Source organism: Bradyrhizobium sp. MI1.11 (assembly GCF_055811255.1).
Genome location: NZ_JBVVPM010000026.1, coordinates 66,858 through 93,589, shown reverse-complemented (window position 1 = coordinate 93,589; position 26,732 = coordinate 66,858). Strand labels below are relative to the sequence as shown.

The following is a 26,732-nucleotide window of genomic DNA, read 5'->3' as shown; positions in this document are numbered from 1 at the left end:
CCGTTAACGAACAAAACAGCGGGCCGACACTTCCATGACGTCACACGCCTGAAATATCCGTGGTTGATGGTCCAAAGCCGAGAATCATAAAAATCTCGGGATTTCCCCATGCGGGTATTAATCGCGACTGACGCCTGGCATCCGCAGGTCAACGGTGTGGTCCGGACGCTGACCTCGCTGGCTGGCGCGGCCAAGGCATTGGATGTCGAGATCGACTTCCTCACCCCGGACGGTTTTCGGTCGTGGCCGCTACCGACATATCCGGGGCTGCGCATTGCGCTGCCGAGCGGCAAGGAGATTGCGCGGCGGATCGAGAGGGCGGCGCCCGAGGCGCTGCACATCGCGACCGAAGGGCCGATCGGCTGGGCGGCGCGGGCTTATTGCCGTCGCAACCGGCTCGCCTTCACCACCTCCTACACCACGCGCTTTCCCGAGTACGTCTCGGTGCGGACCGGCATCCCCGCGAGCGTCGGCTACGCCGTGCTGCGCCACTTCCACGATGCCGCCGCCATGACCATGGTGGCGACGCCCTCGTTGCGGCAGGAGCTCTCCGAGCGCGGCTTCAGGCGGCTCGGCTTCTGGACCCGCGGCGTCAACACCGAGCTGTTTCATCCCGACTCTCCGGCGAAGCTCGATCTGCCCGGGCCGATCTTCATGACGATGGGCCGCGTGGCGGTGGAGAAGAACCTGGAAGCGTTCCTCTCGCTCGACCTGCCCGGCACCAAGGTCGTCGTCGGCGACGGCCCGCAGAAGGTTGCGCTCGAAAAGAAATATCCGGACGTTGTGTTTCTCGGCGAGAAGAAGGGTGCTGACCTTACCGCGCATCTCGCCGCCGCCGACGTGTTCGTGTTTCCGAGCCTGACCGACACGTTCGGCGTGGTGCAGCTCGAAGCGCTCGCCTGCGGCACGCCGGTTGCGGCGTTTCCGGTGACGGGTCCGAAGGACGTCATCGCGGATCACCCGATCGGCGCGATCGACCACGATTTGCGCGCCGCGTGCCTGCGCGCGCTCACCATGTCGCGCGAGACCTGCCGCAATTTCGCGCTGGAGCGCTCCTGGGAAAACAGCGCGCGCCAGTTCGTCGGCAACCTCACTTCACTTCAGCCCAGCCGTGCCTTGCGCGCCTCGCCGATCATGGCGCGTCGGCCGGTGCGCGGTTGACCCAAAACGTTTCGAACCACAGCGAGAACCTCATCGATGGCTAAGATCATGAACCTTGACGGCACCCAGCAGCTCGACCTCACCCGCGGCACGGTTGAGCAGGCCTATGACCGCTGGGCGCCGGTCTACGACCTGGTGTTCGGAGGCGTGTTCGCCAAGGGCCGGCAGGCTGCGATCGCGGCCACCAACAAGATCGGCGGCCGGGTGCTCGAAGTCGGCGTCGGCACCGGCATCTCGTTGCCGCTCTACGCGCCGCATCTGCGCATCTTCGGCACCGACATCTCGGAGGCGATGCTCGACAAGGCGCGCCAGCGCGTCGTCGAGGGCAAGCTGAACAACGTCGAAGGCCTCGCGGTGATGGATGCCGAGAAGCTCGAATTCCCCGACAATTCCTTCGACGTCGTGATGGCGCAATACGTCGTCACGGCCGTGCCGAATCCGGAAGTCGCGCTGGACGAATTCGCCCGCGTGCTGCGCCCCGGCGGCGAGCTGATCATCCTCACCCGCGTCAGCGCCGATACCGGCATGCGCCGCTTCATCGAGCAGAAGCTGCAGCCGGTGGTGCGTCCGCTCGGCTTCCGCACCGCCGAGTTCGCCTGGTCGCGTTACGCCAAATGGCTCGCCGGCGCCAACGGCATCGAGCTTGCCGAGCGCCGCCTGATCCCGCCGCTCGGTCATTTCTCGCTGGTGCGCTTCCGCAAGGTCGACGTCGCCAAGGCGGCGTAACCCAAGCTCACGCGTCGCATGCGTCACCGCGTCGCTGCGCATCGTCACATGACAAAATGATGATGTCACACGGCCTACATCGAATCTCTGTAAATCCTGAACCCGAAAGCATTTGGGGGAGAGCATGATCAAGAACTATCTCGAGCAGCTGCGGATCCAGCGCTGGGACGACCACCGCTACTATCACCACAGCCGCATCAATCAGAGCCTGCACTTCGTCAGCGCGCTGAGCTTCTTGTTCGCCTATGTCTGGCTGTTCGTCGACCCCATGATCTCGGCGCTGGTCGGCTGGCTGGTCTCGATGACCTCGCGCCAGGCGGGTCACTTCTTCTTCGAGCCGCACGGCTACGACCAGATCAACCAGGCGACGCACGAGCACAAGGAAGAGATCAAGGTCGGCTACAACCTTCAGCGCAAGGTGGTGCTGATGTCGATCTGGGCGCTGTCGCCACTGGTGCTGTTGGTTGATCCCACGCTGTTCGGACTGTTCACGCCCTGGGCGGGCGCGACCGACTTCATGCGGCAGGTCGCCAAGATCTGGCTCGTGGTCGGCGGCGGCGGTCTGATGTTCCGCACGGTGCACCTGTTCTTCATCCGCGACGTCGAGACCGGCCTCGTCTGGATGACGAAGATCCTGACCGACCCCTTCCACGATCTGATGCTCTACCGCAACGCGCCGCTGGCGCTGATGCGCGGCGAGCTGATGGACCCCGGCCTGCACCTCAAGCCCGAGCACACGCTGGGCCTGATCGGCGAGCCCACACTCGAAGAGCAGCACGCCTGAGCGCGCCGTTCTCACCAAGGCCTCCGATGTCTGATGGTTGCGTCATGCCCGGGCTCGTCCCGGGCATCCACGTGTTGGGCCCGGCCGCTGCGTTTTCTTCGCCTCGCCCAGCGTGCGGGGAAGTGGAATTGAGCGCCGCCACAGACGCCGTCATTCCGGGGTGGTCCGAAGGACCAGACCCGGAATCTCGAGGTTCCGGGTTCGGCTCTTCGAGCCGCCCCGGAACGACTGTGTGTTGGAGCGGAGAATCGACCTTAGCGTCCGAAGCGCTTGGCCAGCATCTCTTTCAGGATCTGCCGCTTGATGGTCTTGTTGGTGAGGACGCCATCGTGCCACCAGAAGCCGTCGGCCTTCATCTTCTCGGCGGCGCGAACGAAACGTTCGGCGACCTCGGTGAAATCGGCATCGGTGTAGTTCAGGCTGAAGATCAGCCGGCCGGTGCCGACCCAGCTCAAGGACAGGCCTTCGGCGCGCAGATAATATTGCAGCATCCAGTTGTAGCGGGACGGCGTGGTGTATTTCACCGTCCAGATCGACGAGAAGTTCGCGAACCGCACCGGCAGGTCGGCATCGCCCATCATTTGGTTGAGCTTTTGCGCGCGGCCGTTCCAGGTCTCGTCCAATCCGTCATAGATGGCGCGGAGGTTCGGGCTGGCGAGCCGGCTCAGAAACTCGTCCATCGCCGTCATGACGTAGGGGTGCGAGTTGAAGGTGCCGCGGGCGAAGCAGACGTCGGCGGGGCGGTCGTCGCGGAACCGGCGCATCAACTCCTTCTTGCCGCAGACCACGCCGACCGGCAGGCCACCGGCGAGGCTCTTGCCGTAGGTCACCATGTCGGCCTTGACGCCGAAATACTCCTGGGCGCCGCCTGCCGCGAGACGGAAGCCGACGAAGACCTCGTCGAAGATCAGCACGATGCCGCGCTGGTCGCAGACCTCGCGCAGCGTCTTGAGCCACTCGGTGTAGGCGGTGCGGTCAAAATTGCCGCCGCGAGAGGAATCAACCAGCGAGGAGTCGCCGGGCGCGTTGCCATTCGGATGCAGCCCCTGCAGCGGGTTGACCAGCACGCAGGCGATGTCCTTGCGCGTCCGCAGCACGTGCAGCGTCTTCTCCGACATCTCGGCGAGGGTGTAGGTCTCGTGCGCGGGAATCGGATTGCCGACTCCAGGCTGCACGTCGCCCCACCAGCCATGATAGGCGCCGGCGAAACGAACGAGATGGGTGCGCCTGGTGTGATAGCGCGCGAGCCGCACCGCCTGCATCACGGCCTCGGTGCCGGACATGTGGAAGGAGACTTCGTCGAGGCCCGAGATCTGGCACAGCCGCGCCACGTTCTCGAGGATGACGGGATGGTAGGGGCCGAGCACCGGTCCGAGCGCGTGCGCGCGCTTCTCGGAGCCCTCGATGCATTCCTTGTAGAAGTCGTTGCCGAAGATGTTGACGCCGTAGGACCCCGTGAGGTCGTAGGAGGTGTTGCCGTCGACATCCGTGACGGTGACGCCGCGCGACGACTCCAAGAAGGTCGAGGTGCCCAAATGCTCGCGGACGAGGCGCGAGAACTGGAACGGCACGCGGTAGGTTTCGGTGAAGTGCAAATCGGAGATCTTTTCCGCCGCTTCCTTCGTCATCGCGCGGCCCTTGGGGTAGCGCTCGGCGTAGAGACGCGCGAGACGGAAGAAGCCGTCCTTGCGCTGCGTTGCGACGTTCGCCGGCGCGCCGTCGCAGGCGAAGTACGCATCGCCTTCGAATTCGTAGAACGGGAGCAGCTTTGCCACCCGGCGCGACATCTTGGAGTGTCCGGCGAGCGAGCGGTGCTTGGCGCGGGACAATGCGATCCGCGCCTTGATTTTCGGGAAAGCGACGGCAGCGGACGCTGCGGCGGCCACGGACAAAGAAAGAATCGGGAGTGTCGTTTCCATGACAACAAGCGCTAATACTGCGAGCTGACAGATTCATGACAGTCAAAGCCCTGATCGCCTCTTTCACCCAGCAGGAAGACCTCAACTTCCTGCTGACCAACCGCATCCCTCGCGCGGCGCTAACCCGCTTCATGGGCTGGTTCTCGAAGATCGAGAATCCGCTGGTGCGGGACGGCTCCATCGCGCTGTGGAAGCTGTTCTCCGACCTCGATCTGTCGGAGGCGCGGAAAACGCATTTCAAGAGCCTGCACGACTGCTTCACCCGGGAGCTCAAGCCCGGCTTGCGCGCCTTTGATCCGGACCCCTCCATTGTCGCCAGCCCATCCGACGGCATCGTCGGCGCCCATGGCCGGATCGCGGACACCGAGCTGTTCCAGGTCAAAGGCGCGCCGTACTCGCTGCTCGATCTGCTCGGCGATTCCGCCCTTGTCGATCAGCACCGCAACGGCTCCTTCGTCACCCTGCGGCTGACCTCGAGCATGTATCACCGCTTCCACGCGCCCTTTGACGCGCATATCGAGCGTGTCACGTTGATCCATGGCGACGTCTGGAACGTCAACCCGATCGCGCTGAAACGGGTCGAGCGTCTGTTTTGCAAGAACGAGCGCGCAGTGATCCGCACGCATTTGCCGACGGGCGAAGCCGTGACGCTGGTACCGGTCGCCGCGATCCTGGTCGCGAGCATCCGTCTGCATTTCCTCGACATGGTGCTGAATGCCCAGACGAGAGGGCCGGTCAATTTTCCCTGCGACGTCAACGTGAGCAAGGGCGAGGAGCTCGGCTGGTTCGAGCATGGCTCGACCATCATCATCCTCGCGCCCGGCGATTTCACCTTCTGCGACGACATCGCCGAGGGCACGCGCATTCGCGCAGGTCAAGCGCTGCTGAGAAAAAACTAGCCTTCAATCAGCCGCGTCGGCCGCCTATATCGTCCCTGGGACGTTTCTGCGACGACGGATTTGGTGATGGCACGGGCGCCGGTGATGGCGGCGGGTGGTATTGTGCTGCGGCGGGGGGCGCCGCCGCTGATCGCCGTCGTGCGCCAGCGCAAGCGCAACGAATGGGTTTTGCCCAAGGGCAAGCTCGACGACGGCGAGACGCCGAAGCAAGCCGCGCATCGCGAAGTGCTGGAAGAGACCGGTCACGAGGTCGCCATCCACGAATTTCTGGGCACGCTCGTCTATCAGTCCGGCGGGCGCTCCAAGGTCGTGCATTTCTGGCGCATGGAGGCCGGGGACGGTCCCGTCCGCAAGCTGATGAACGACATCAAGGCGGTCGACTGGTTGACGCTGGAAGACGCGCTCGCGCGCCTGTCGCGCGAGTACGAGCGCGTGTTTCTGACCCAGGTCGGCCCGATCGCGCTCGCGGCGGCAGGGCTTGCGCCGGTGGATACCGACGTCACACCGCCGCTCGCGACCGAGGATGTCGATGCAGCCTTGCAGACGCTGACGCCAGCCGAAGCGGCTTCGGACGAGTTGCGGCATGGTCTGTTGCAGAAGGTGAAGGCTTGGCTGCGCGGCGAGGCGTGAGTTCTCCTCGCGCGCAGCGTGACGGTGCACCCTCGCCCCTTGCGGGAGAGGGTGGCTTTGCGAAACAAAGCCGGGTGAGGGGTCTCTCTCCACGCGTCAAGCTGTCGATGAGTTTTCGCCGATAGAACCCCTCATCCGGCGCTTCGCGCCGCCTTCTCCCGCAAGGCGAGAAGGAAGAAAGTCACCGCCGCTCCTTCTCCTTCGGAACTGGTGCTGGCCTTCGCGGCGCTGCGGGGCGTTGCGCGGCGGGGAGGCGCTGCTGGAATCCGCCCGGGCGTTGCATGCCCGGCTGTCGAGCAGCGGGCGGCTGGCCGGGCTGCATGCCGGTGCGCGGAAGCTGCGGCTGCAGGCCCGGCTGCTGGTGCGTTCCGCCCGGCTGCGGCGGCGCGACTCCGCCGGGCTGCGTCGGAATCTGCCCACCGCGTTGCGGCCGGGTTTGCGGCGTGCCGTCAGGCTGCGTGCCTTGACCGGTGCGCGGTGGGCCTGCCGGACGTCCCGCGCCTTGCTTCTGGCCTTGCTGTTGCTGACCCTGACCCGCGCTCGGCGTACCGGGCTGGACGGCGCCGCCTTGGCCCGGCGCTTGACCCTGTCCTTGGCCCTGCCGCTGGGGCTGGGCGCCTTGGCGGCCTGGCGTGCCGGGCTGCTGCTGGCCTGGACGGTTGTTCTGACCGGGCTGACCGTTCGGCCGCTGCGGCTGTTGCGGCTGTTGTCCTGGCGCCGTATTCGGCCGCAATTGTTGCTGTTGCGGCGGCTGGAACGGCCGCGGAATGCGCGGGCTCGCGGTCGGATTGGCACGGCGGAAGTCGCGCTGCTCGGTGACGATCTGCCGGCCCGTGGTCTGCGCCAGATGCACCTGGCTGACGAAGCCGCGGTCGCGTGCGATCTGCTGTGGTGCGATCGTGATCGGCACCGCGGCAAAGCGCATGACGCCTGCCGCGGCCGCGCCCGGCCGGATCGCAAAACCGCTCGCGCCTTGCGTCAGCGCGCCGAGCCGCGTCCCGCTCGTGCGGTCGTCGACGTCGATGTGTCCGACCCGGCCGTCGGCGTCGGGATAGAGCTTGATGTTGACGTTGTTGGCGTTGTTCGCGGCCGGGCCTTCCGGCACCTCGACGACGCCGGTGGTGCCGCGGATGCCGAGCGTCGCCGTCGGCGTCGTGATCTTCATGTCGCCGGTCTTTGCCACCGCCGCCGCGACGAAGGCGACCGTGCCCTTGCCGATGTCGAAGATTCCTGCGTTCTGTTTGCCGCCGTCCTCATAGACGTAAGTGTCGATGGTGATCTTGGCGCTGGCCGAGAGGTTGAACGTGGTCGCGTCGTTGAAGGTGATGCCGAGCGAGGAGTTCGACGAAGTCTGCACGACGTCGTTGAGATAGATGTCGTCGCGCACCCGCAGCGGATAGGAATTTTTGTCGCGGATCACGGTCGCGATGCCCGTCACCGTCGCGACGTTGCCGATCGGCTCGATGGCGGCGGGCTGCGCCTCGGTCGCGGGAACGGGTGAAGCCGATGGCGTCGGCGAGGGGGCGGGCGACGGCTGCGCTTGTGGCTGCGCCTGCGCAAGCTCGATCGCATCGGATGCGAACGCAACGCTCGCGCCGGCCGGCGGCAACGCCAGCAGCACAAGCGCGAACATGAAGCGGCGCCAGGCCACGATAAATGTCACGAAGAGTCCCGGTGAGAAACGCGAGGCGAGATCGACCGATATCAGCCGGGTACAGCTGAACGGCGGATGAATGTCTATCGCACGGCGGCGGTGAACGTTCAAATCCAACTCTTTCCCCTCATGGTGAGGAGCGCGCCCTTGCGCGCGTCTCGAACCATGCAGGCCCGCTCGCGATCCGGGCCTTTGCCCTTCGAGACGCCTGCTTCGCAGGCTCCTCAGGGTGAGGGGATAAACTGAGACTGTCGCGCATGATCCCGGGTCGATGCTTCGCATCGCCCGGGATGACTATAGAATGGGACGATGGTGGTGCGTCAGCTCACGCGCTTCCAGGTCTGGCCGCCGCAGAACATGCCGCCGAAGGCGCAGCCCTGCACGCGCATTGCATTCGGGCCCTTCATCGCGATCGTCGAGTCGTAGTTGCGGCCGGAGTCGGGATCGTGGATGCGGCCGCTCCACTTCGCACCGTCGGGCTTCATGTTGATCAGGATACGCTCGTTGGTCTTCGCGGCGTAGCCGCAGAGATTGACGCCACACTGTTCGACGCGGACATTGCCCTTGTTCTCTTCGGTCGCCCAGACGCCGATCGGCGTGTTGGCAACCGCGACAGGCGCGGCGGGCACCGGCGCCGGAGCGGGGGCCGGAGCAACCGCGACGGGCGCGGGAGCCGCAGCGGGCGCGGTCTGCGTCGTGGCGTCGTAGCCAGCGGACGGAGCAGCGGCAACCGTCGTGCTCGGTGCCGCGATAGCGGGCGCTGCCAGCGCGGTCGCGTGCACGGGGGCCTGCTGCACGGGCTGCTGCTGCTGCACCGGAGCCGGCGCCGGCTGCGCGGTCGTGGCCGGAGCCGGCGTGGTGTCGACGTCATCATCCTTCGAGCCAAGGCCCTTGAGGTTGATGTTGTTCAGCTTGATCGGCTTGTCGGACAAGCCCGGCGCGACGATGGTCACGCAATTGAGCGAGGCGCAGTTGCGCGGCGTCTCGATGCGGATGTTCTGGCCTTCGATCTGGAACGAGATCGCATTGCCGGCATGCGCGGCGGCGGTGGACGCGAGGAAGAGAGCGGTGGCGGCGATGGTGAGCTTGTTCATGACAACCTCCGAAGAATGTGTGGGTCCCGATGGGACTGAAGTCGCGGGTGGATGAAGCGTGGTTCGACCCTACGCCCGGCCGGTCGCACCTTCTGTGATGGGCGTCACAACGGCTCCCCGGTGCTGGGTGACGCCGCGCACATTCAGCCGCGATTGCATCTGTGTAATGTCGTCGCCACAGAGAGGGAGGCGCCGATGATGCGGCTTGTGACTTCGCTTGGCACATTGATCGCGCTGATGGCGATTGCGCCCGCAGCCGAGGCCGGGTCCTTCGCGTTCTCGATCGGCGGTCATCGATTCCAGGTCGACTCGCCCAGCCATTGCCGATCGGCTTCCTGTGTTTCGGTTTCCTCCCATCGCAGCTTTCGGCCGGACGATGACACGACGCCGGCCCCTGCGCCGGTGCTTCCGCCGCCGCAGCCGCTCTATCCCGCGGCTCCGGTCAGGCCAGCGCAAGCGATTGCGGTAGCGCCTGCGGCGGCGCAGACGGCTCCTGTCCTTGCCTCAACGACGTCGCAGCCAATTGTCCTGCCGCAGGCGCCAAGCTCCAATCCGCCGCGGGTCGAGCTACCGCGGATGGATCCGCCGAAGACCGTCGCGCTCGATCCGCCGCGCATGGAGGCACCTGTCGTCGCGCCAAGGCCGGAGCTCGAGCAACCCGTGACGAGCCCTGAGCGTGGCGACGACGAGCCCGCCTATTTGCCGCTGGGCGAATGGGAGAGCGCAGGCGCCAAGGGCACGGTCCGCATCGAACGCTGTGGACCGGCACTGTGTGGCTTCGCGCTGACTGAAGCGTCGGCCAGGGGCGAGAGCGTGCTCGTCAACATGAAGCCGAAAACGCACGACGTCTGGACCGGCAACATCTACAGCCGCTCCAGCGGCAGCACTTATTATGCGACGATGACGCTGAAGAGCTCCGGCAAGCTCCACGTGGAAGCCTGCGCAGTCAGCCATTTCTGGTGTTCCGGAAACGACTGGACGCGAGCCGAAGAGCGGCCGGAGAAGCTGATCACGACGTCGCGGCAGTGGAGCGCGCGGTCGTAAGGGAAGCGTTCGATACCTCGGCTGAAGCCGCTAGATCATGCCGAGCACGATGGCACCGACAAAGGCCATGGCGAGGTACGCGGTGATAACGCTCAGTCTCCCGGCGAACGTCATGATGTCGCTCCCGCTGTCGCGCCGCCTTGCGCGAGAGCGTCATGGTTAACAGAAAGTCTCTTTCCGAAAAAGTCAGCCTTGCTGTCACTCGCCACGGGCAGGTGCTCCTGCTGGCGCGAGCCGATATGGTTAAAGAACACTGAAATCAACACGTTGAAGAGTCTTTAAGTAAATTCACCGAACGTGCGTGCATGACGCGCGGAGTTCGTTTGTATCTCGTCGGCTCCATCGTCCTTGTTTCGTTAGCAGGTTGCGGACGCGGCGTCTTCCAGGCCGAACGTGAACCGTGGCGGGCCGAGGCCGAAGCCGCATGCCTGAAATCCGGCGCGGTGAAAGAGGGGCCGGATCTCGTCCGCATCGACCCGATCTCCGGGCCGGGCATGTGCGGCGCAGAGTTTCCGCTCAAGGTCGCCGCCCTCGGCGAAGGCTCGAGCAGCTACGGCTTTGCCGATGAGGAACTGCGTCCGCCCGGGAGCGTGGGCAGCCAGCCGCGCTGGCCGGTGACGCAGCCGCGATCGAATTACTCGCAGAGCCAGAACACTCCGGCATCTTCCTATCCGCAACGCTCAAACTATCCCGAGACCGCGGTGCGGCAGCCTTCCGGCTATGGCGCTACGCCTGGCCCGATGCCGTTGAACGCGCCCGGCGTGGCGCAGCAGGAAGACGAGATCGATCTGCCGCCCGAGGGCACCGATGCCGCGGGCGCGTCGCGCTACATGAATGCGCCGAGCTATCCGGCGCGGCCGGCGCCGTACTCGCAGGCGCCCGCGCAGCAGCCGCCGCCGCGTCTTGGTCCGGCACAGGGCAATCCCGTCACCGCCGTCGGTCCTGTTGCGATCAAGCCGGTTGCGACACTGGCCTGTCCGATTGTCTCCGAGCTCGATCGTTGGCTCGCCGACACCGTGCAGCCCTCGGCGATGCGCTGGTTCGGCACCCGCGTCGCGGAGATCAAGCAGATCTCCGCCTATTCCTGCCGCGGCATGAACGGCAATTCGCATGCCCATATCTCCGAGCACGCCTTCGGCAACGCGCTCGACATCGCCGCCTTCGTGCTCGCCGACGGCCGCCGCGTCACCGTGAAGGATGGCTGGCGCGGCATGCCGGAAGAGCAGGGGTTCTTGCGCGACGTGCAGTCGGGCGCGTGTGTGCATTTCACCACGGTGCTGGCGCCGGGCTCGAACGTCTATCATTACGATCACATCCACGTCGATCTGATGCGCCGCGCCAGCCGCCGCCTGATCTGCCAGCCCGCCGCCGTCTCCGGCGAGGAGGTCGCCGCGCGGGCGGTCGGGCGCAATCCCTACGCGAATGCGCGCGATCCCTCCGTGACCGGCTCGCTGGGTGCGCGCAAGAGCATGGCGCGAAAACACGAAGAGGACGAGTACGCCGACGATTGAGGCTTGCGCGTGATGCGTAGCCCAGGAGGAAAGGGGCCCGATCTCGCTCGGCCGTATCACGCCAGGCCAACTCGCGCGCATGATCGGCGCGACGCGCCTGTCCATCAGCCTGATCCTCAGCCGCCTCCAGGACGACGGCATCGTCTGGACTGGCCGACCAAGACGGCCGTCAACGATCTCGCCGCGTTGAGGAAGCAGGTGACCGACTAGAGCCCGCGCCGTAGAAAAATTTCAGGTCGACTTCGACGGTGCTGGGACCAGTCCCATGCACAGCTGTACCTCGGCGGGGACATTGTAGGTCCGCATGATGTGGCGGCTGTCGCGCAGGCCGGTTGCCTCACGCTGCACCACGAACATCCAGAGCGCGTGGCCGGCTTCCATCACCAGCTTTCGCCTGGCCGGTTGCATCGAGGCCGGCACCTCGGGGAGGGCATGGGCGGCGTCGAACTCGCGCAAGCGCGCCAGCGCCCGTTCGAGCGTGCGGCCCATCCGTCCGAGTGCGGAGGCCTGTTCCTGAACGATCTCGTAATGGAGGATATCGACCGGCGGGCGAAGATCACGGGACATGAGCCCCAATATAGGACCGACGGAACGGCCTGCAACGCGTGCCGTTACTTCGCCCGATACGCCGCCAGGAACATCCGCGTCGCGCTGTCGACGACTTCGCTCATGCGCTCTTCCGACGGTGCGGGCGCAGCCTGGAAGACGAAGGGCAGGAACAGCGAGGCCTTGCACAGTTCCATGAATTGCGACGCCGCCAGATCACAATCGTCGATCGCGAGATCGCCGCAGGCGACATGGGTGTTGAGATAGTCGGAGAGGCGGTTGATGGACTTGTCCAGCACCCGCGCATAATAGCGGCGGCCGAGATCGGGCATGCGCTCGGCGATCGCCATCACGGTGCGGATCGCGGATCCGCCGCCGGGCCGGCACAGCAGACGGTTGTAGGCCCGGCCGAAATCCTTCAGCGTGGTTTCAACATCGCGGACCGGATCGAAGTTGAACGCGACCTGACCGTGCTGGAGCGCCTCCTGCTCGAGGATGGCTTCGAACAGCGCGCATTTGTCCGCGAAGTAGACGTAAAGCGTGCCCTTCGAGACCTGCGCCGCGCGAGCGATCTCGCCCATGCTGGCACCGTCAAACCCGAGATCCATGAACACCTTGCGGGCCCCGTCCAGGATCTGGCGGCGTTTGGAGCTGTCCTCCTCCTGGATGACGTGCAGATGTTCGCGGTCGGCTACAACCATTGGTTCAGGGTCTCGGAAGGTTTTTGCATCGGTCCAGGATCATGAAACCGAAATAAAGGATTCGGGCCAGTAGGCTCTGCCCGGGAATATTATCTATATTGACCGAACCGTTCGGTCAATGATATTTGGGATAAGCGAGAGGGACCGGGCCGCACGCGGCTGTCCCTCATCGCGCTTTTTTGTTGGGGGAGGCCTCCATGGCCGTAGTGAGAGACCAGGCTGCGCGCGTCCTTCGCCCGGACGCCGTGGAGACGCCGACGCCCGCGGGTGGTGAGGCTGCCACCGAGACGTCTGTGGCTCTCGCCGAGCAGTTGCGCTCTCATGTGGCCGAGGAAACCAAGCGCCGCCCCAGCGAGGCGCCGGAGCAGCCCGTGACCGACAAGCCGGCCGCAGCCCCAGACGCGCCCGCCGCCGGCGCGCCGAAGTCCGGCAAGCGTAAATTCGTGATGATGGGAGTAGGGTTGGTGCTGGCGCTCGCTGCCGCGAGCTATGCCGGCTATTACACGCTGGTCGGCCGCTTCTACGTCGCGACCGACGATGCCTATGTCCGCGCCAACAACACCATGCTGGGCGCGCGCGTTGCCGGCCACGTCTCCTCGATCCTCGCCGGCGACAACACGACGGTGCGCGCCGGCGACATCGTCTTCCGCATCGACGACGGCGACTACAAGATCGCGGTCGACGCCGCCGCGACCAGGATCGCGACCCAGCAGGCCACCATCGATCGCATCGGCCGCCAGGTCGCGGCGCTCGACAGCCAGGTCGCGCAGGCCAAGGCGCAACTCGTCTCCGCCGAAGCCGGCCTCAAGCGCGCCGACCTCGATTATGAGCGCCAGCAGGCGCTGAGCAACAAGGGGTTTGCCTCGCGCGCCACCTTCGAGAGCTCCGAAGCCGGGCGCGACCAGGGCGCCGCCGCCGTCAAGGCTGCGCAGGCCGCCTACGACGTCGCGCTCAGCAATGTCGACGTCGCCAAGGCGCAGCAGGCCGAAGCGCAGGCGCAATTCGCCGAGCTCAAGACCACGCTGGCCAAGGCCGAGCGCGATCTCGCCTTCACCGCGGTGCGCGCGCCGGTCGACGGCACGTTCTCGAACCGCCTCGTCAGTGCCGGCGATTTCGTCGCGGTTGGCCAGCGGCTCGGCAACGTCGTGCCGCTCGACAACGTCTATATCGACGCCAATTTCAAGGAGACCCAGCTCAAGCGCATCCGCCCCGGCCAGCCGGTGACGATCAAGGTCGACGCCTACGGCATGCGCAAGTTCTCCGGCGTCGTCGACAGCATCGCGGCGGGCGCGGGCTCGGTGTTCACGCTGCTGCCGCCCGACAACGCCACCGGCAACTTCACCAAGATCGTGCAGCGCGTGCCGGTCCGCATCCGCGTGCCGAAGTCGGTCGCGAAGCAAAACCTGCTCCGCGCCGGCATGTCGGTCACTGCGACCGTCGATACCAACAAGGGCGCGGCCGACGCCGACAGCGAGGTCGATCTCGACGACGCCACCATGATCCATCCGCAGTAGCGCGCCTGCGCCGCGAGGTCAGATGATGGCGAACGCCACGACCGTTTCACCTGCCATGATGGCGGACCCCGCTTCGGAGCGCATCGCGCCGAAGCGGCTGTTCGCCTTCATCATCATGGTGTTCGGGATGTTCATGTCGATCCTGGACATCCAGATCGTCTCGGCGTCCCTGAGTGAAATCCAGGCCGGCCTGTCGGCAAGCTCCAGTGAAGTCTCCTGGGTCCAGACCGCCTATCTGATCGCCGAAGTGATCGCGATTCCGCTGTCGGGATTTCTGTCGCGCGCGTTCGGCACGCGGCTGTTGTTCGCGATCTCGGCGGCCGGCTTTACCGTATCGAGCCTGCTCTGCGGCTTCGCCACCACCATCGAGGAGATGATCGTCTGGCGCGCGCTGCAAGGTTTTCTCGGCGCCGGCATGATCCCGACGGTGTTCGCTTCCGCCTACACCGTTTTCCCGCGCACCAAATTCCACATCGTCGGTCCCATCATCGGGCTCGTCGCAACGCTGGCTCCGACCATCGGGCCGACCGTCGGCGGCTACATCACCGACCTGATGTCCTGGAACTGGCTGTTCTTCATCAACATCGTGCCCGGCATCGGTATCACAATCGGCGTGCTGGCGCTGGTCGATTTCGACGAGCCGCATTTCGAATTGCTCGATCGTTTCGACTGGTGGGGGTTGCTGTTCATGGCCAGCTTCCTGGGCACGCTGGAATACGTGCTGGAGGAAGGCCCGCAATATGAATGGATGCAGGACCCCTCGGTCGCGATCTGCGCCTGGATCTGCGGCATCTCGGCGATCGCCTTCTTCTGGCGCGTCTTCACGGCGGCCGAGCCGATCGTCAATTTGCGCACCTTTTCCAATCGCAATTTCGCGATCGGCTCCGTCCTTCAGTTCTGCATCGGCATCGGCCTCTACGGCCTGACCTACATCTACCCACGTTATCTCGCCGAAGTGCGCGGCTATAGCGCGCTGATGATCGGCGATACCCTGTTCGTCTCGGGCATCACCATGTTCCTGGTTGCGCCGGTGGTCGGCCGCCTCATGGCGAAGTACGACATGCGCTACATGATCGCGTTCGGGCTCGTCGTATTCGCGCTCGGCTCCTACCAGATGACCTGGATCACGCGCGACTACGATTTCTACGAGCTGTTGATTCCGCAGATCCTGCGCGGCGTCGGCATGATGTTCGCTATGGTGCCGACCAACAACATCGCGCTCGGCACGCTCGCGCCCGACCGGGTGAAGAACGCCTCGGGCCTCTTCAACCTGATGCGCAATCTCGGCGGCGCCGTGGGCCTCGCCGTCATCAACACCGTGCTCAACGACCGCACCGACCTGCACATCTCGCGCCTGCAGGAGCGCGTGACCTGGGGCAACGCGACCGCGACCGAAACCCTGACCATGTTCATGCAGAAGTTCCAGGGGCTCGGCGATTCCACGCTGATGGCGATGAAGCAGCTGTCGCAGCTCGTGCATCGCCAGGCCGTGGTGATGGGCTTCGGCGATGCCTTCTTCATCCTGACGGTGTTCTATCTCGGCCTCACCCTGCTCGTCACGCTGTTGAAGAAGCCGGCCTCGCCGTTCGGCGCCAGCGGCGACGCGCACTAATTTGCAACACTCGAGCGTGATCTCGCGCGAGCCCCGTTGCAAATCACCAGTGACACATCTATAAAGCGCAACTCATTCCATCGAACCGGGAGGATTTGCATGATTTCGTCGCATTCGCAGATCGCACGCCCGCGCTCGATGATGTTCTGGCTCGGTATCTGCTCGGCCTCCTAGAGGCCTCTTCCGCCAGCTTCGATTGGGCTTCCAGTCCCGATCGCTCCGCTCCCCAAGTCCAAAGCCAACTTTAAGTGACGCCGTCTCGGCCCTCGCGGCCGGCCTGCGTCCATCAATGGAGCCGGCCCGCGCCAGAAGCGGCCGGATGACGCCATGACCGCTCTGTCAAAAAGGCCCGCGGCGATACGCGTGGTGCTGCCATTCGTGTTCCGGCACTGGCTGAAGCAGCCGGGGCGTACCCTCGTCGTGGCCGGCGGCTTGTTGGGCGCAACCGTCGCCGACCTGTTCATGCCGGTCTTCTCCGGACATCTGGTCGACGCCTTGACGCGCGGCCCATCCGATCCCGCCGCGCGTCACGCGGCGCTGATGGCATTGGGCGGTATCGTGGCGCTCGGCGCTGCCTCCATGGTGCTGCGGCTGACCGGCCTGCAGGCCATCGTGCCGTTCTCGCTGAAGATCATGTCCGAAGTCGCGCAGGAAGCCTTCATGCGCGTGCAACGGTTCTCGACCGACTGGCACGCCAACTCCTTCGCGGGTTCCACGGTGCGCAAGGTCACCCGCGGCATGTGGGCGCTCGACCTGTTGAACGACACCATTCTCATGGCGCTGGCGCCGTCGCTGCTGGTGCTGATCGGGTCGATGATCCTGCTCGGCATGCACTGGGCTTCTCTTGGCGCGGTGATCGCGCTCGGTGCGCTGGCCTATGTCACGATGACGGTGCTGTTCTCGACGCGCTACATCGCGCCAGCCGCGCGCATCTCCAATGCCTGGGATACCAAGGTCGGCGGCACGTTGGCGGACGCGCTGACCTGCAACGCGGTGGTGAAATCCTTCGGCGCGGAAGCGCGCGAGGATGTGCGGCTTGCCCGTGTCGTCAACCGCTGGCGCGTGCGCGTGCGGCGGACCTGGCTGCGCTACAACTACACCAATCTGGCGCAGCTCTCGGTGCTGCTGGCCCTGCGCGCCTCCGTGATCGGCGGCGCCGTGCTGCTGTGGATGTCGGGGCGGGCCTCGCCCGGCGACGTCACCTATGTGCTGACGAGCTACTACGTCATCCATGCCTATTTGCGCGACGTCGGAATGCACATCAATAACCTGCAGCGCTCGGTCAACGACATGGAGGAGCTGGTGGCGATCCACGACGAGCCGATCGGGATTGCGGATGCGCCGGACGCGCGGCCGATCGCGATCGAGCGCGGAGAGCTCCTCTTTGACGACGTCACGTTTCACTATAGCGGTCATCACGCGCCGCTCTATGACGGGTTGTCGGTCACGATCCGTGCCGGCGAGCGCGTCGGTCTCGTCGGCCGCTCCGGCTCCGGCAAGACTACCTTCGTCAAGCTGGTGCAGCGGCTCTACGACGTGACCGGCGGCCGCGTTCTGGTCGATGCGCAAGACATCGCCAAGGCCACGCAGCATTCGCTGCGCAGCCAGATCGCGATCGTGCAGCAGGACCCAATCCTGTTCCACCGCTCGCTCGCCGAGAACATCGCCTATGGCCGGCCCGGCGCCAGCCTGGAGGCGATCGAGCAGGCGGCGCGGCTGGCCAACGCGCACGACTTCATCCTGCGCCTGCCCAAGGGCTACGGCACGCTGGTCGGCGAGCGCGGCGTCAAGCTCTCCGGCGGCGAGCGGCAGCGCGTGGCGCTGGCGCGCGCCTTCCTGGCGGACGCGCCGGTGCTGATCCTGGACGAAGCGACCTCGAGCCTCGATTCGGAATCCGAGGCGCTGATCCAGCAGGCGATGGAGCGGCTGATGAGAGGCCGCACCTCGATCGTGATCGCGCACCGGCTGTCGACGGTGAAGAGCCTCGATCGCATCCTGGTTTTCGACCGTGGCGAGATCGTCGAGCAAGGCACCCACGCCAGGCTCGCGGCCAAACCCGGCGGCATCTATCGCGGCCTGTTCGAGCGCCAGGTGGTGGAGCTCGGACAGATCGCAGCAGCGGAATGAGTGCGCGCGGCCGGCGGGACGAAAGCCCCGCCGTCGCGCCGCCAGAGGATGAATGACATGAAGGACCTGACACGCGGCTCCATCGTGGGCCATATCCTGAGCATGGCGCCCCCGATCGTGGTTGGCATGATCACGATCATGATCTGCCAGCTCGTCGACCTGTATTTCGTGTCGGGACTGGGCGATGCGGCAATCGCGGGCGTCGCCGCGGCCGGCAATGCCGGCTTTCTCGTCAATGCGCTGATGCAGGTGCTCGGCGTCGGCACCGTGGCGCTGATGGCGCACGCGGTGGGGCGCAAGGATCGCGGCGACGCCAACCTCGTCTTCAACCAGTCGGTCCTCCTGTCGGTGCTGTTCGGGCTCCTGACCTTGGGCGCGGGCTTCGCATTGTCACGTCCATATATGCGCGCGGTCGCGGCCGATGAGGCCACGGTCGAAGCCGGCGCGATTTATCTGCTCTGGTTCATGCCGGCATTGGCACTGCAGTTTGCGTCGCAGGTCATGGCGTCTGCGTTGCGGGCGACGGGAATCGTGCGGCCGAGCATGCTGGTTCAAGCGCTTGCAGTGGCCATCAACATCGCGCTGGCGCCGGTCCTGATCTCGGGTTGGGGCACCGGGCACGCGCTCGGTGTTGCCGGAGCGGGCCTCGCAAGCTCGATTGCCGTCTTCATCGGTGTGCTCATGCTGCTGGTCTATTTCCTGAAATTGGAACGCTATGTCGCCTTTAATCCCGCGCAATGGCGGCCGCAGCTTCGACAGTGGAAGAGGATCCTCAATGTCGGCCTGCCTGCAGGCGGCGAGTTCGCGATGGTCTTCATCATCATGGCCGTGGGCTATTACGTGCTGAGCGTTTTCGGCTCGGCGGCACAGGCCGGATTTGGCATCGGGACGCGTCTCCTCGGCCTGATGCAGATGCCGGCGCTCGCCATCGCCCTTGCCGCAGGGCCGATCGCCGGCCAGAACTTCGGCGCGGGCAATGGCGCGCGCGTGAGGGAGACGTTTGTCAAGGCGGCGCTTGTCGCGACCGCCGTGATGATTGTTTTCTTGATCCCGGCGCAGCTCGTGCCTGGTCTGTTGCTGACCGGCTTCTCGAAGGATCAGGAGACGATGGCGGTTGCGTCGCTTTTTCTGCGCATCGTCTCGCTCAACATGGTGGCGCAGGGGCTGATCTTCACCTGCTCCAGCATGTTTCAGGGGCTCGGCAATACCAAGCCGGTGTTGTTGACCTCGGCAACGCGGGTCCTCACCTATTCCCTGCCGTCGATCTGGCTCTCGACATGGCCGGGCTTCCGGATGGAGCATGTCTGGTACCTGTCGATCGCGACGACCACGCTGCAGGCTGCCCTGAGCGTGTGGCTGTTGCGCCGCGAGTTCGGAAAGCGCCTTGTGGTGCTCCGGCACGAGGAGCCCCCCGAGCAGGCTGCACCCGAGCCTGTGGCTACTCCTGTACGCGCGCCCGCGTAGCGATCGCTTATCTGCGTGCTTGGCGTCGGGGTTGCCGGCGGCGTGGCGCTCACCGTGAAGAAAATACGGAGTTAGTGCGTGCCAAGACTGTTCCAGACGAGGCCGAGGCCCGACAGGAACAACAGACCGAGCACGACATCGCCGAAATGCTTGTCGCTCAGCGCGTGATAGACGCGCGCGCCGGCCCATGCGCCGATCAGCGTGCCCGGAAAGGCGACCACCGCGAGCCAGACCACCTTGAACGCGACGAGGCCCGAGGCCGTCTGCAACACCAAAGCGGTGGCGAGCACGGTGAAATTGAAGAGCTGGAAGATGCCGCGCCGCTCGTGCTTGTTCCAGCCGCGGATGTTGGCCCACAGGATCGGAAGCGGCCCCGATAATCCGGCGAGACCGCCAAGAATGCCGCCGGCAAACCCGATCGCGCCGTCGGCAATGCGACCGCCGAAGCTGATGGCGAGCGGCTTCTTGTTGAGGTACAGCGCGGTCGAGAAGATCAGCAGCAGCACGCCGACGCTCAGCTTGAACACTTTTGGATCGGCGGAGGCGACCAGCATGGTGCCCAGCGGCACGCCGATCAGTCCACCAATCAGGAACGGCCAGACCAGCGAGAGATCAAAACTCTTCCACATCGATGGAAGCGTCGAGCTCTGCGCAATCACCGAGCAGATCAGCACCAGGGGCACCGCGAGCGAGGGCGGGAGCACGTAGAGCCAGATGCCGAGTGCCATTAGCGCGGTGCCGAATCCGGCAAGGCCCGAGACGAAGTCGCCGGCCAGTGCGCCGAGCAGCAGCAGCGCGTAGGTGAGCATTTCCAACAGATTGTCCCTGTTATCTGGGCGATCCCGAACTGTTGATCGCCATCGCTCGCATAGCACAGCTGCGGCCGTGCAGGTCAATTTCAAGACTGCACGCAAGCGTGATCCCCGACGGCGGGCGTTCGCGAAAGACAGGCCTAGATGGTGCTCGTACTTCAACCTGGGGGCCCGCTCGACGCCATCATCCGGTTCGATCGGCCAGTCTCCCGAACGAGACTATGGAGAAGGACGATGACCCGCACGAAGATTGCCGTCGCGGCTGCACTAGTGTCGGCGGCGGCCTTGATGCCGACAATGGCGCAGGCTCAGTTTTCCGAGCCCGCGGCCTATCAGGCTGCCCATCCCGACCGCGACGTTCTGAATGGCGGCCAGCTCACACCCGCCGCGCGCGGGGCCCGCGGCGAGTCCGTCGCGCCGAGCGAAGCCTATGCGGCCTATCCGTCCCCCGTCGCACCAGTCGTTCGCTCGCGGCATCGCCGTCAGCATCGATAAGCATTGCTAGACGATCTGTCTGGTGTCGGCGGGGCTGTGCAGCGCGCTCACGAGGATGCGTAGCGCTTCCGTCAATTCCGCCCTGTTGCGCGCCGCGCCAAGCGAGACGCGTGCCGCGTGTGGCGGCGTTCCGTCGACGGTGAAGGCCTCGCCGGCGACGACGGCTAGTCCATTCCGCAGGAGATGCGCCGCGACGTCGGCGCGGCCCTCCGGCAGCCGTAGCCACAGATGGTGAGCGGCGGGTTTGGCCTGGAACTCGAATCCTTTGAGCGCCCGTTGCGCGAGCTGCTGGCGGCCGATCGCCTCGTTCCTGATCGCGGTGATCATGCGGTCGGCGATGCCGGTCTCGATCCAATGCGTCACCAGCGCGACCATCAGCGGCGCCGGCATCTGCACCGTCGCCTGCAAATAGTTGCGCATCTCCCGCTGCGAGCTGCTGTCGGGCGTCACCAGATAGGCGACCCGTAGCGCGGGCGCGATGCATTTCGACAGCGTGGTCGCGAGATATGTCCGTGCCGGAATGAGATTGGCGATCGGCGATGCCGAGCGATCTAGCAGCCCGTAGGCGTCATCCTCGATCAGAATCGTATCGGCATCGTTGATGATTTTTGCGATGGCGCCGCGGCGCTCGGGAAGAAGCGTCGCGGTGGTCGGATTGTGCAGCGTCGGAATGAGATAGACCGCTTTCGGTCTATGCGTGCGGCAAGCTTCCGCCAGCGCGTCGGGCAGGATGCCGCCGTCATCCATGGCGACGCCGACGAGCTTGACTCCGAGCCGCGCCGCGGCGGCCTTGATGCCGGGGAAGGTGAGGGCCTCCGTCAGCACCACGTCGCCGGGCCGGGCGAGATGGGCGAGCAGGTTGAACAGAATCGTCTGCGCGCCGGGAAAGATCACGAGCCTGTCGGCATGCGCATGCGGCACGCGTGCCCGCATCCACCGCGCCGCGACCTCGCGCTCATGTGCGCTGCCGCCGGGCGGCTGGTAGTTGAGATGCGCCGTCAGACCCGATTGCGCGCGGATGGCGTCCATCCCGGCGATGATGCGCTCGTCGAGCTGCGCTTCGAGAGGCTGCGGCGGCACGTTCATCGAGAGGTCAATCGCGACGGGATGCGGCAGGTCGACCGCGCGGCGCGCGCTGGTCTCCGACACGAACGAACCCTGGCCGACCCGGGCCTCCATGATGCCGCGGCGCCGCGCCTCGGTGTAGGCGCGCGTCACCGTGGTGAGGTCGACGCCGAGCGCCTTTGCCAGCGCCCGCTGCGTCGGCAATTGTTGGCCGCGCACCAGCCGGCCGGCGGCGATGTCGGCCTCCATGGCCTCGACGATGCGCTGATAGCGCGGCCCGCTCAGCTCCGAGATTGTAGGGGTCCAATCCATGCAATTAAGGCCTATATCCTTTGAATGTATGGATACAAGATATTATTGTATGGATCGTAGAAAAGGAAGAGGTGGGGTCATGGCGACCGGTTCAGTCTCTCTGGCAAAAGCGATGTGGCGCGGATTTCGCGGCAAGTGCCCGAACTGCGGCGAAGGCCATGCGTTCGGCCGTTTCCTGAAGGTGGCGGATACCTGTGACCATTGCGGCGAGGAGCTGTTCCACCAGCGCGCCGACGATTTTCCGGCTTATCTCGTGATGGTCGTCGTCGGCCATCTCGTGGTCCCGGCAATCCTCGCGGTGGAGACCGCCTATGCCCCAGCAGTTTGGCTGCAACTGGCGGTGTGGCTGCCGGTGACCTTGTTCGCTTCGCTCGCGCTGTTGCAGCCGACCAAGGGTGCCATCGTCGGGCTGCAATGGCAGATCGGCATGCACGGTTTTGAGACGGGCAAGCTGCGGCGGGAAGCCGGCGCGCTCGCACCTGTCCTGGTGAAGGCGGACACGCGCGCGGCCTGACTGGGCCGCGTTTACATCGCGCGGCCGGCGGCTACACTCCATCGTACAAACAAGAACGATGGAAACGCCGATGGCCGCACATTCGCCCAAGACTTTCCTGCTCTGTCACGGCGCCTGGTCCGGCGGATGGGCCTGGAAGAAGATGCATCCGCTGCTGGCGCAGGCGGGTCACCGCCTGGTGGCGCCGACCTATACCGGGCTCGGCGAGCGTGCGCATCTCGCCAGTCCCGCGATCGATCTGGATACGCATATCCAGGATATCCTCAATGTCATCAAGTTCGAGGACCTCAGCGACATCGTGCTGCTCGGCCACAGCTACGGCGGCATGGTCGCAACCGGCGTCGCCGATCGCGCGCGCGAGCGGGTGACGCAATTGATCTACCTCGACGCCTTCGTGCCGCGTGACGGCCAGTCGCTGTTCGATCTCAACGAGAGCGGGCGCGAGCCGATGCGCAAGGCGGCAAGCTCAGGCGACGGCTACCGCATCCCGCCAAACCCGCCACCGCCCGATACGCCGCAGGCCGATCTCGATTGGCTCAACGCGCGCCGGATCAACATGCCGATCAAATGCTTCGAGACAAAGCTGAAGCTCGAAGGTAGCGAGCCGGCGATGCCGCGCAGCTACATCTATTGCACGCGCATTCCGCCGGGCGACGTGTTCGGGCAATTCGCGAGGCGCACGAGGAGCGAGGACGGCTGGCGTTTTGTCGAGCTCGACGCCAGCCACGCGCCGAACGTGACAGCGCCGGACGCGCTGATGGGCGTATTGCAAGAGATCGTCGGATAGTGAGCGCCCAAATGGTGAGGGGCTCGATGCGGTCAGCATCGAACCCCTCGTTGCAAGATATCAGCCGGCCTGTAAGCCGGGTTCTGTAAGGCACCGTCCGCTTGCGCGAACGATACGTGACGGCCATTCCTCTGGGACCATGTTTGCACATGGCCTCGAGCAACCTACCCGGACGGCGGGCCTGACATCGCCCCGCGGCGTTATCGCTTTCGCGAACAGCCCGCTACGCCATCCCTATTCGGTTTTGCTCCCGGTGGGGTTTACCATGCCGGCTCCGTTGCCGCAGCCGCGGTGCGCTCTTACCGCACCTTTTCACCCTTACCTGCCTACGCAGCTTGCGCTGCGAAGGCGGGCGGTTCGTTCTCTGTGGCACTTTCCCTGGGGTCGCCCCCGCCGGACGTTATCCGGCACCGTATGTCAAGGGAGCCCGGACTTTCCTCCCCGGCGGCCTTTCGGCGCTTGCCGGAGCGGCCGTCCGGCCGACTGACGGCTTACGCATGAAGCATTTGTGTCGGTTCCGCAAGCCGATATCGCCATGCACGGTTCGCCCGAAATAATTTATCCTGAAGATGTCTTTGGGAGCTTGTCCCGTTCGACTGGATGTCGGCGATCCAGCCGTGCAACAGGAGTTAAGCGATGCAATATTTGCTGATGATCTACCAGAACGAAGCCGAGTACGCGAATATGCGTCCGGCGGCCGGCCAGCAGATGACGGCGGAATATCAGACCTTCACGCAAGGCATCATTCAGAGCGGCAATTTCAAGGCGGGCGACCGTTTGCAGCCGACCACGACTGCGACGACGGTCCGCGTGCGCGACGGCAAGACTCTGACGACCGACGGCCCGTTTGCCGAAACGCGCGAGCAGCTCGGCGGCTATTACCTCGTGGAGGCCAAGGATCTCGATACCGCGATCGAGATTGCATCGCGGATTCCGTCGGCGCGTATCGGTTCGATCGAGGTGCGGCCGATCTGGGTCTACGACAAGTGACGGCGCAGCCGCGCATCGGCGCATGACACTGTCCGAGATCGACAAGATTTTCCGCGACGAGGCGGGGCGGGCGCTGGCCACGCTGATCCGCCTCGTCGGCGATTTCGATCTTGCCGAGGACGCGCTCCAGGACGCCTTTGCGGTGGCACTGGAGCGCTGGCCGGCGTGCGAGGTCCCCGACAATGCGCGTGCCTGGCTGGTCAATGTCGCCAGGCACAAGGCGATCGACCGTATCAGGCGCCAGGCCGTCTTCCGCGGCAAGGAGCAGGCGCTCGTGCACGAGCTCGAGCTGAACGCGCAAGCGCCCGCCGAGCCGCCGGCGATGCTCGACGACGACATGCTGCGGCTGATCTTCACCTGCTGCCATCCTGCATTTGCGCCCGAAGTCCAGGTCGCGCTGACGCTGCGCACCGTCTGCGGGCTCTCCACGGCGCAGGTCGCGCGCGCCTTTCTCGTCAGCGAGGAGGCGATGGGGCAGCGTCTGGTCCGCGCCAAGCAGAAGATCAGGCTCGCCGGCATTCCCTATGAGGTCCCCGAGCGCGACACGCTGGTGCCGCGGCTCGACGGTGTGCTTGCCGTGATCTATCTGGTCTTCACGGAAGGCTATGTGGCGACGTCAGGTGCGGATTTGATGCGGCCCGATCTTGCGGCCGAGGCGATCCGGCTTGGCCGCCTGCTCGACCGGCTGTTACCCGATCGCGCCGGGATCAAGGGCCTGCTGGCGCTAATGCTGCTGCACGATGCGCGCCGCGCAGGGCGCCAGACCGCCGCCGGCGACATCGTGCTGCTGGAAGAGCAGGATCGTTCGCGGTGGGACCATGTACAGATCCAGGAGGGTCTGCGCCTGGTCGACGACGCACTGCGCGTGCCCGGCCGGCCGCAGCCCTACGCAGTACAAGCCGCGATCGCCGCGCTGCATGCGCGTGCGCCGAGCTATGAGCAGACAGACTGGCCGCAGATTGCCGGGCTCTACGAGGTCCTGCTGCGGATCAACCCATCTCCGGTGATCGAGCTTAACCACGCGGCGGCGGTGTCGATGGTCGATGGGCCCGCGCGCGCACTCGATCTCGTGGATGCGACCGCCGCACGCGGCGGGCTTCATGGCTACGAGCTGCTGCCAGCGGTGCGGGCGGATCTATTGCGGCGGCTCGGCCGCAATGAGGAGGCGCGCGAGGCCTATCGCGCGGCGACGGAAGCGACGCAGCTCGAGCCGCTGCGACGACTTTATGCGCGAAGGATGCGGGAGATGGAGTAGTCGCCACATACTCCGTCATTGCGAGGAGCGCTTGCGACGAAGCAATCCAGACTGCTTCCGCGGAGGCAGTCTGGATTGCTTCGCTTCGCTCGCAATGACGGGGTGCGTGGCAGTCGCCGTCACTTCGACGCGACCGTCGTTCCCTCCGCCGGCAAGCTTCCCAACAGTGCCTGCAAGGTCGACAGCGTCGAGTGATCCGCGACCCCATCCAGTCGCGCCGGGCGGAAATGGCGCTGGAACGCGGTGACGACTTCCATGGTCGCGCCGTCGTATTTGCCGGTGAGGGGAACGCCGTAGCCGTATCTGGCGAGCGCCTGCTGCAGGCTCAGCACCTCGTCGCTGATGGTGCCGAGCATCAGGCTCTCGCCGCGTACGACCGGCGCGGGCGTGACCCAGTGGCCGACCCCGGAATTGGCCAGCGAATGCCACGGAAATTTTTCGCCGGGATCTTTCTTGCGCGCAGGCGCCACGTCGGAATGGCCGAGAACCCGGTGCGCGGGCACCTTGCGGCGGAGCATGATGCCGCGGCACAGCGCGATCACGGCGGCGATCTGGCGCAGCGGAAACTCCGGATAGCCCCAATCGTGGCCGCGATTGACGATCTCGATCCCGATCGAGCAGGAATTGATGTCGTCCTCGCCGGACCAGGACGAGACGCCGGCATGCCAGGCACGCCTGGCCTCCGGCACGCATTGCACGATGCGGCCGTCCTCCAGCACGACATAATGTGCCGACACCTCGGTGCCAGCCGAGCAGAGCCGCGCCAGCGCACCTTCGACGTCGGGCATGCCGGTGTAATGCAGCACGATCATGTCGGGCTGCCGGCCCTTGTTGCGGTCGCCGTGGTTCGGTGAGGGGATGATGTCGGAGACGATCGAGGAATCCGGCTCGAACGTCCGCATGTTCGCGGCGGCCTTGGGAACCGGGAGAACGCGTTGACGCTTCGAATCAGATCCAGACGGCGTGGACGAACCGGACGACATAAACAGCTCGAGACAGACAGAGAGTGGGCCAAGCCCTTCTCTTTACCATTCCTTTACCCTCCACCGTGCGCAACCGCGCGACGAGGTTAACGGATGCATTTTGGCGCATGTGTGTGGATGAAGCATCACCGCC

At 65.3% G+C, this 26,732-nt stretch carries 25 protein-coding genes and 1 other RNA gene; 17 read left to right on the top strand and 9 right to left on the bottom strand.

Translation table 11 applies throughout. The annotated features are described in order from the left end of the window. Window positions 1-108: 108 nt before the first annotated feature. From AC0L30_RS24525 to AC0L30_RS24515, 3 genes are all read left to right on the top strand, one after another. A complete protein-coding gene (locus AC0L30_RS24525) occupies window positions 109-1,161 on the top strand; it encodes a glycosyltransferase family 4 protein (RefSeq protein WP_473405381.1) in 1,053 nt (350 codons plus the stop codon). A 36-nt stretch (window positions 1,162-1,197) separates the two neighbouring features. Beyond that, the gene (locus tag AC0L30_RS24520; RefSeq protein ID WP_473405380.1) at window positions 1,198-1,887 is read left to right on the top strand and encodes a class I SAM-dependent methyltransferase; all 690 of its coding nucleotides are present in this window, start codon (window positions 1,198-1,200) and stop codon (window positions 1,885-1,887) included. Window positions 1,888-2,011: 124 nt separating this feature from the next. Then, window positions 2,012-2,671 carry a hypothetical protein gene (locus AC0L30_RS24515; RefSeq protein WP_219683405.1) on the top strand — a complete coding sequence of 220 codons (660 nt, stop codon included), beginning with the start codon at window positions 2,012-2,014 and terminating at the stop codon, window positions 2,669-2,671. 254 nt (window positions 2,672-2,925) lie between these two features. Here the strand turns inward: AC0L30_RS24515 and AC0L30_RS24510 are convergent, their stop codons facing one another. Continuing rightward, window positions 2,926-4,590, bottom strand: coding sequence for an aminotransferase class III-fold pyridoxal phosphate-dependent enzyme (locus tag AC0L30_RS24510; protein WP_007600813.1), 1,665 nt, complete (start codon window positions 4,588-4,590; stop codon window positions 2,926-2,928). Between the two features lie 35 nt (window positions 4,591-4,625). Between AC0L30_RS24510 and asd the strand changes: the two genes are divergently transcribed. Further along, entirely contained in the window at window positions 4,626-5,489 is an 864-nt protein-coding gene (gene asd / locus AC0L30_RS24505; protein WP_473405379.1) for an archaetidylserine decarboxylase, read from the top strand. A 66-nt stretch (window positions 5,490-5,555) separates the two neighbouring features. Further along, a complete protein-coding gene (locus tag AC0L30_RS24500) occupies window positions 5,556-6,119 on the top strand; it encodes an NUDIX hydrolase (RefSeq protein WP_219683407.1) in 564 nt (187 codons plus the stop codon). 181 nt (window positions 6,120-6,300) lie between these two features. Here AC0L30_RS24500 and AC0L30_RS24495 read toward each other — a convergent pair whose 3' ends face one another. Further along, window positions 6,301-7,773: a FecR domain-containing protein gene (locus AC0L30_RS24495; RefSeq protein WP_354201163.1), complete on the bottom strand. Its 1,473-nt coding sequence runs from the start codon at window positions 7,771-7,773 to the stop codon at window positions 6,301-6,303. A gap of 320 nt (window positions 7,774-8,093) precedes the next feature. After that, window positions 8,094-8,867 carry a DUF2147 domain-containing protein gene (locus AC0L30_RS24490; RefSeq protein ID WP_473405378.1) on the bottom strand — a complete coding sequence of 258 codons (774 nt, stop codon included), beginning with the start codon at window positions 8,865-8,867 and terminating at the stop codon, window positions 8,094-8,096. A gap of 195 nt (window positions 8,868-9,062) precedes the next feature. Between AC0L30_RS24490 and AC0L30_RS24485 the strand changes: the two genes are divergently transcribed. The 3 genes from AC0L30_RS24485 to AC0L30_RS24475 all read left to right on the top strand — a co-directional run bounded on the left by AC0L30_RS24485 (window position 9,063) and on the right by AC0L30_RS24475 (window position 11,612). Beyond that, on the top strand, window positions 9,063-9,911 hold the full coding sequence (locus AC0L30_RS24485) for a DUF2147 domain-containing protein (protein ID WP_007600821.1): 849 nt from the start codon (window positions 9,063-9,065) through the stop codon (window positions 9,909-9,911). 305 nt (window positions 9,912-10,216) lie between these two features. Further along, window positions 10,217-11,422: an extensin-like domain-containing protein gene (locus tag AC0L30_RS24480; RefSeq protein WP_473405377.1), complete on the top strand. Its 1,206-nt coding sequence runs from the start codon at window positions 10,217-10,219 to the stop codon at window positions 11,420-11,422. 79 nt (window positions 11,423-11,501) lie between these two features. After that, window positions 11,502-11,612 carry a hypothetical protein gene (locus tag AC0L30_RS24475; RefSeq protein ID WP_245285996.1) on the top strand — a complete coding sequence of 37 codons (111 nt, stop codon included), beginning with the start codon at window positions 11,502-11,504 and terminating at the stop codon, window positions 11,610-11,612. Window positions 11,613-11,653: 41 nt separating this feature from the next. On the opposite strand, the gene AC0L30_RS24470 is transcribed toward AC0L30_RS24475, so the two are convergent. Continuing rightward, on the bottom strand, window positions 11,654-11,989 hold the full coding sequence (locus AC0L30_RS24470) for a DUF6665 family protein (RefSeq protein WP_473405376.1): 336 nt from the start codon (window positions 11,987-11,989) through the stop codon (window positions 11,654-11,656). Between the two features lie 44 nt (window positions 11,990-12,033). After that, window positions 12,034-12,669, bottom strand: a complete 636-nt coding sequence (locus AC0L30_RS24465; RefSeq protein WP_473405375.1) for a TetR/AcrR family transcriptional regulator — start codon at window positions 12,667-12,669, stop codon at window positions 12,034-12,036. A gap of 197 nt (window positions 12,670-12,866) precedes the next feature. On the opposite strand from AC0L30_RS24465, the gene AC0L30_RS24460 reads away from it, so the two are divergent. The 4 genes from AC0L30_RS24460 to AC0L30_RS24445 all read left to right on the top strand — a co-directional run bounded on the left by AC0L30_RS24460 (window position 12,867) and on the right by AC0L30_RS24445 (window position 19,386). Continuing rightward, window positions 12,867-14,183, top strand: a complete 1,317-nt coding sequence (locus tag AC0L30_RS24460) for an HlyD family secretion protein (RefSeq protein WP_473405374.1) — start codon at window positions 12,867-12,869, stop codon at window positions 14,181-14,183. Between the two features lie 25 nt (window positions 14,184-14,208). Then, on the top strand, window positions 14,209-15,795 hold the full coding sequence (locus tag AC0L30_RS24455; protein ID WP_219683413.1) for a DHA2 family efflux MFS transporter permease subunit: 1,587 nt from the start codon (window positions 14,209-14,211) through the stop codon (window positions 15,793-15,795). A 327-nt stretch (window positions 15,796-16,122) separates the two neighbouring features. Further along, window positions 16,123-17,922 carry an ABC transporter ATP-binding protein gene (locus AC0L30_RS24450; RefSeq protein ID WP_473405373.1) on the top strand — a complete coding sequence of 600 codons (1,800 nt, stop codon included), beginning with the start codon at window positions 16,123-16,125 and terminating at the stop codon, window positions 17,920-17,922. 57 nt (window positions 17,923-17,979) lie between these two features. Continuing rightward, a complete protein-coding gene (locus AC0L30_RS24445; RefSeq protein ID WP_007600829.1) occupies window positions 17,980-19,386 on the top strand; it encodes an MATE family efflux transporter in 1,407 nt (468 codons plus the stop codon). A 71-nt stretch (window positions 19,387-19,457) separates the two neighbouring features. On the opposite strand, the gene AC0L30_RS24440 is transcribed toward AC0L30_RS24445, so the two are convergent. Next, window positions 19,458-20,201 carry a sulfite exporter TauE/SafE family protein gene (locus AC0L30_RS24440; RefSeq protein ID WP_473405372.1) on the bottom strand — a complete coding sequence of 248 codons (744 nt, stop codon included), beginning with the start codon at window positions 20,199-20,201 and terminating at the stop codon, window positions 19,458-19,460. A 231-nt stretch (window positions 20,202-20,432) separates the two neighbouring features. Here AC0L30_RS24440 and AC0L30_RS24435 point away from each other — a divergent pair, with 231 nt between their 5' ends. Then, window positions 20,433-20,693 (top strand): hypothetical protein, encoded by a 261-nt coding sequence (locus AC0L30_RS24435; protein ID WP_354170820.1) that lies wholly within the window; start codon window positions 20,433-20,435, stop codon window positions 20,691-20,693. Between the two features lie 6 nt (window positions 20,694-20,699). On the opposite strand, the gene AC0L30_RS24430 is transcribed toward AC0L30_RS24435, so the two are convergent. Continuing rightward, window positions 20,700-22,070 carry an aminotransferase-like domain-containing protein gene (locus AC0L30_RS24430; RefSeq protein WP_473405371.1) on the bottom strand — a complete coding sequence of 457 codons (1,371 nt, stop codon included), beginning with the start codon at window positions 22,068-22,070 and terminating at the stop codon, window positions 20,700-20,702. 49 nt (window positions 22,071-22,119) lie between these two features. On the opposite strand from AC0L30_RS24430, the gene AC0L30_RS24425 reads away from it, so the two are divergent. Together AC0L30_RS24425 and AC0L30_RS24420 are read left to right on the top strand one after the other, a co-directional pair. Further along, window positions 22,120-22,584 carry a DUF983 domain-containing protein gene (locus AC0L30_RS24425; protein WP_473405370.1) on the top strand — a complete coding sequence of 155 codons (465 nt, stop codon included), beginning with the start codon at window positions 22,120-22,122 and terminating at the stop codon, window positions 22,582-22,584. A 70-nt stretch (window positions 22,585-22,654) separates the two neighbouring features. After that, window positions 22,655-23,371 (top strand): alpha/beta fold hydrolase, encoded by a 717-nt coding sequence (locus tag AC0L30_RS24420; RefSeq protein WP_473405369.1) that lies wholly within the window; start codon window positions 22,655-22,657, stop codon window positions 23,369-23,371. A gap of 56 nt (window positions 23,372-23,427) precedes the next feature. Here the strand turns inward: AC0L30_RS24420 and rnpB are convergent. Further along, window positions 23,428-23,858, bottom strand: an RNA gene (rnpB, locus tag AC0L30_RS24415) — RNase P RNA component class A. A gap of 149 nt (window positions 23,859-24,007) precedes the next feature. On the opposite strand from rnpB, the gene AC0L30_RS24410 reads away from it, so the two are divergent. After that, window positions 24,008-24,361: a YciI family protein gene (locus AC0L30_RS24410; RefSeq protein WP_007600836.1), complete on the top strand. Its 354-nt coding sequence runs from the start codon at window positions 24,008-24,010 to the stop codon at window positions 24,359-24,361. Between the two features lie 22 nt (window positions 24,362-24,383). Further along, complete coding sequence (locus AC0L30_RS24405) at window positions 24,384-25,616, top strand: RNA polymerase sigma factor (RefSeq protein ID WP_473405368.1); 1,233 nt, start codon at window positions 24,384-24,386, stop codon at window positions 25,614-25,616. 119 nt (window positions 25,617-25,735) lie between these two features. Here AC0L30_RS24405 and AC0L30_RS24400 read toward each other — a convergent pair whose 3' ends face one another. Continuing rightward, complete coding sequence (locus AC0L30_RS24400; protein ID WP_007600840.1) at window positions 25,736-26,518, bottom strand: N-acetylmuramoyl-L-alanine amidase; 783 nt, start codon at window positions 26,516-26,518, stop codon at window positions 25,736-25,738. Window positions 26,519-26,732 lie beyond the last annotated feature (214 nt).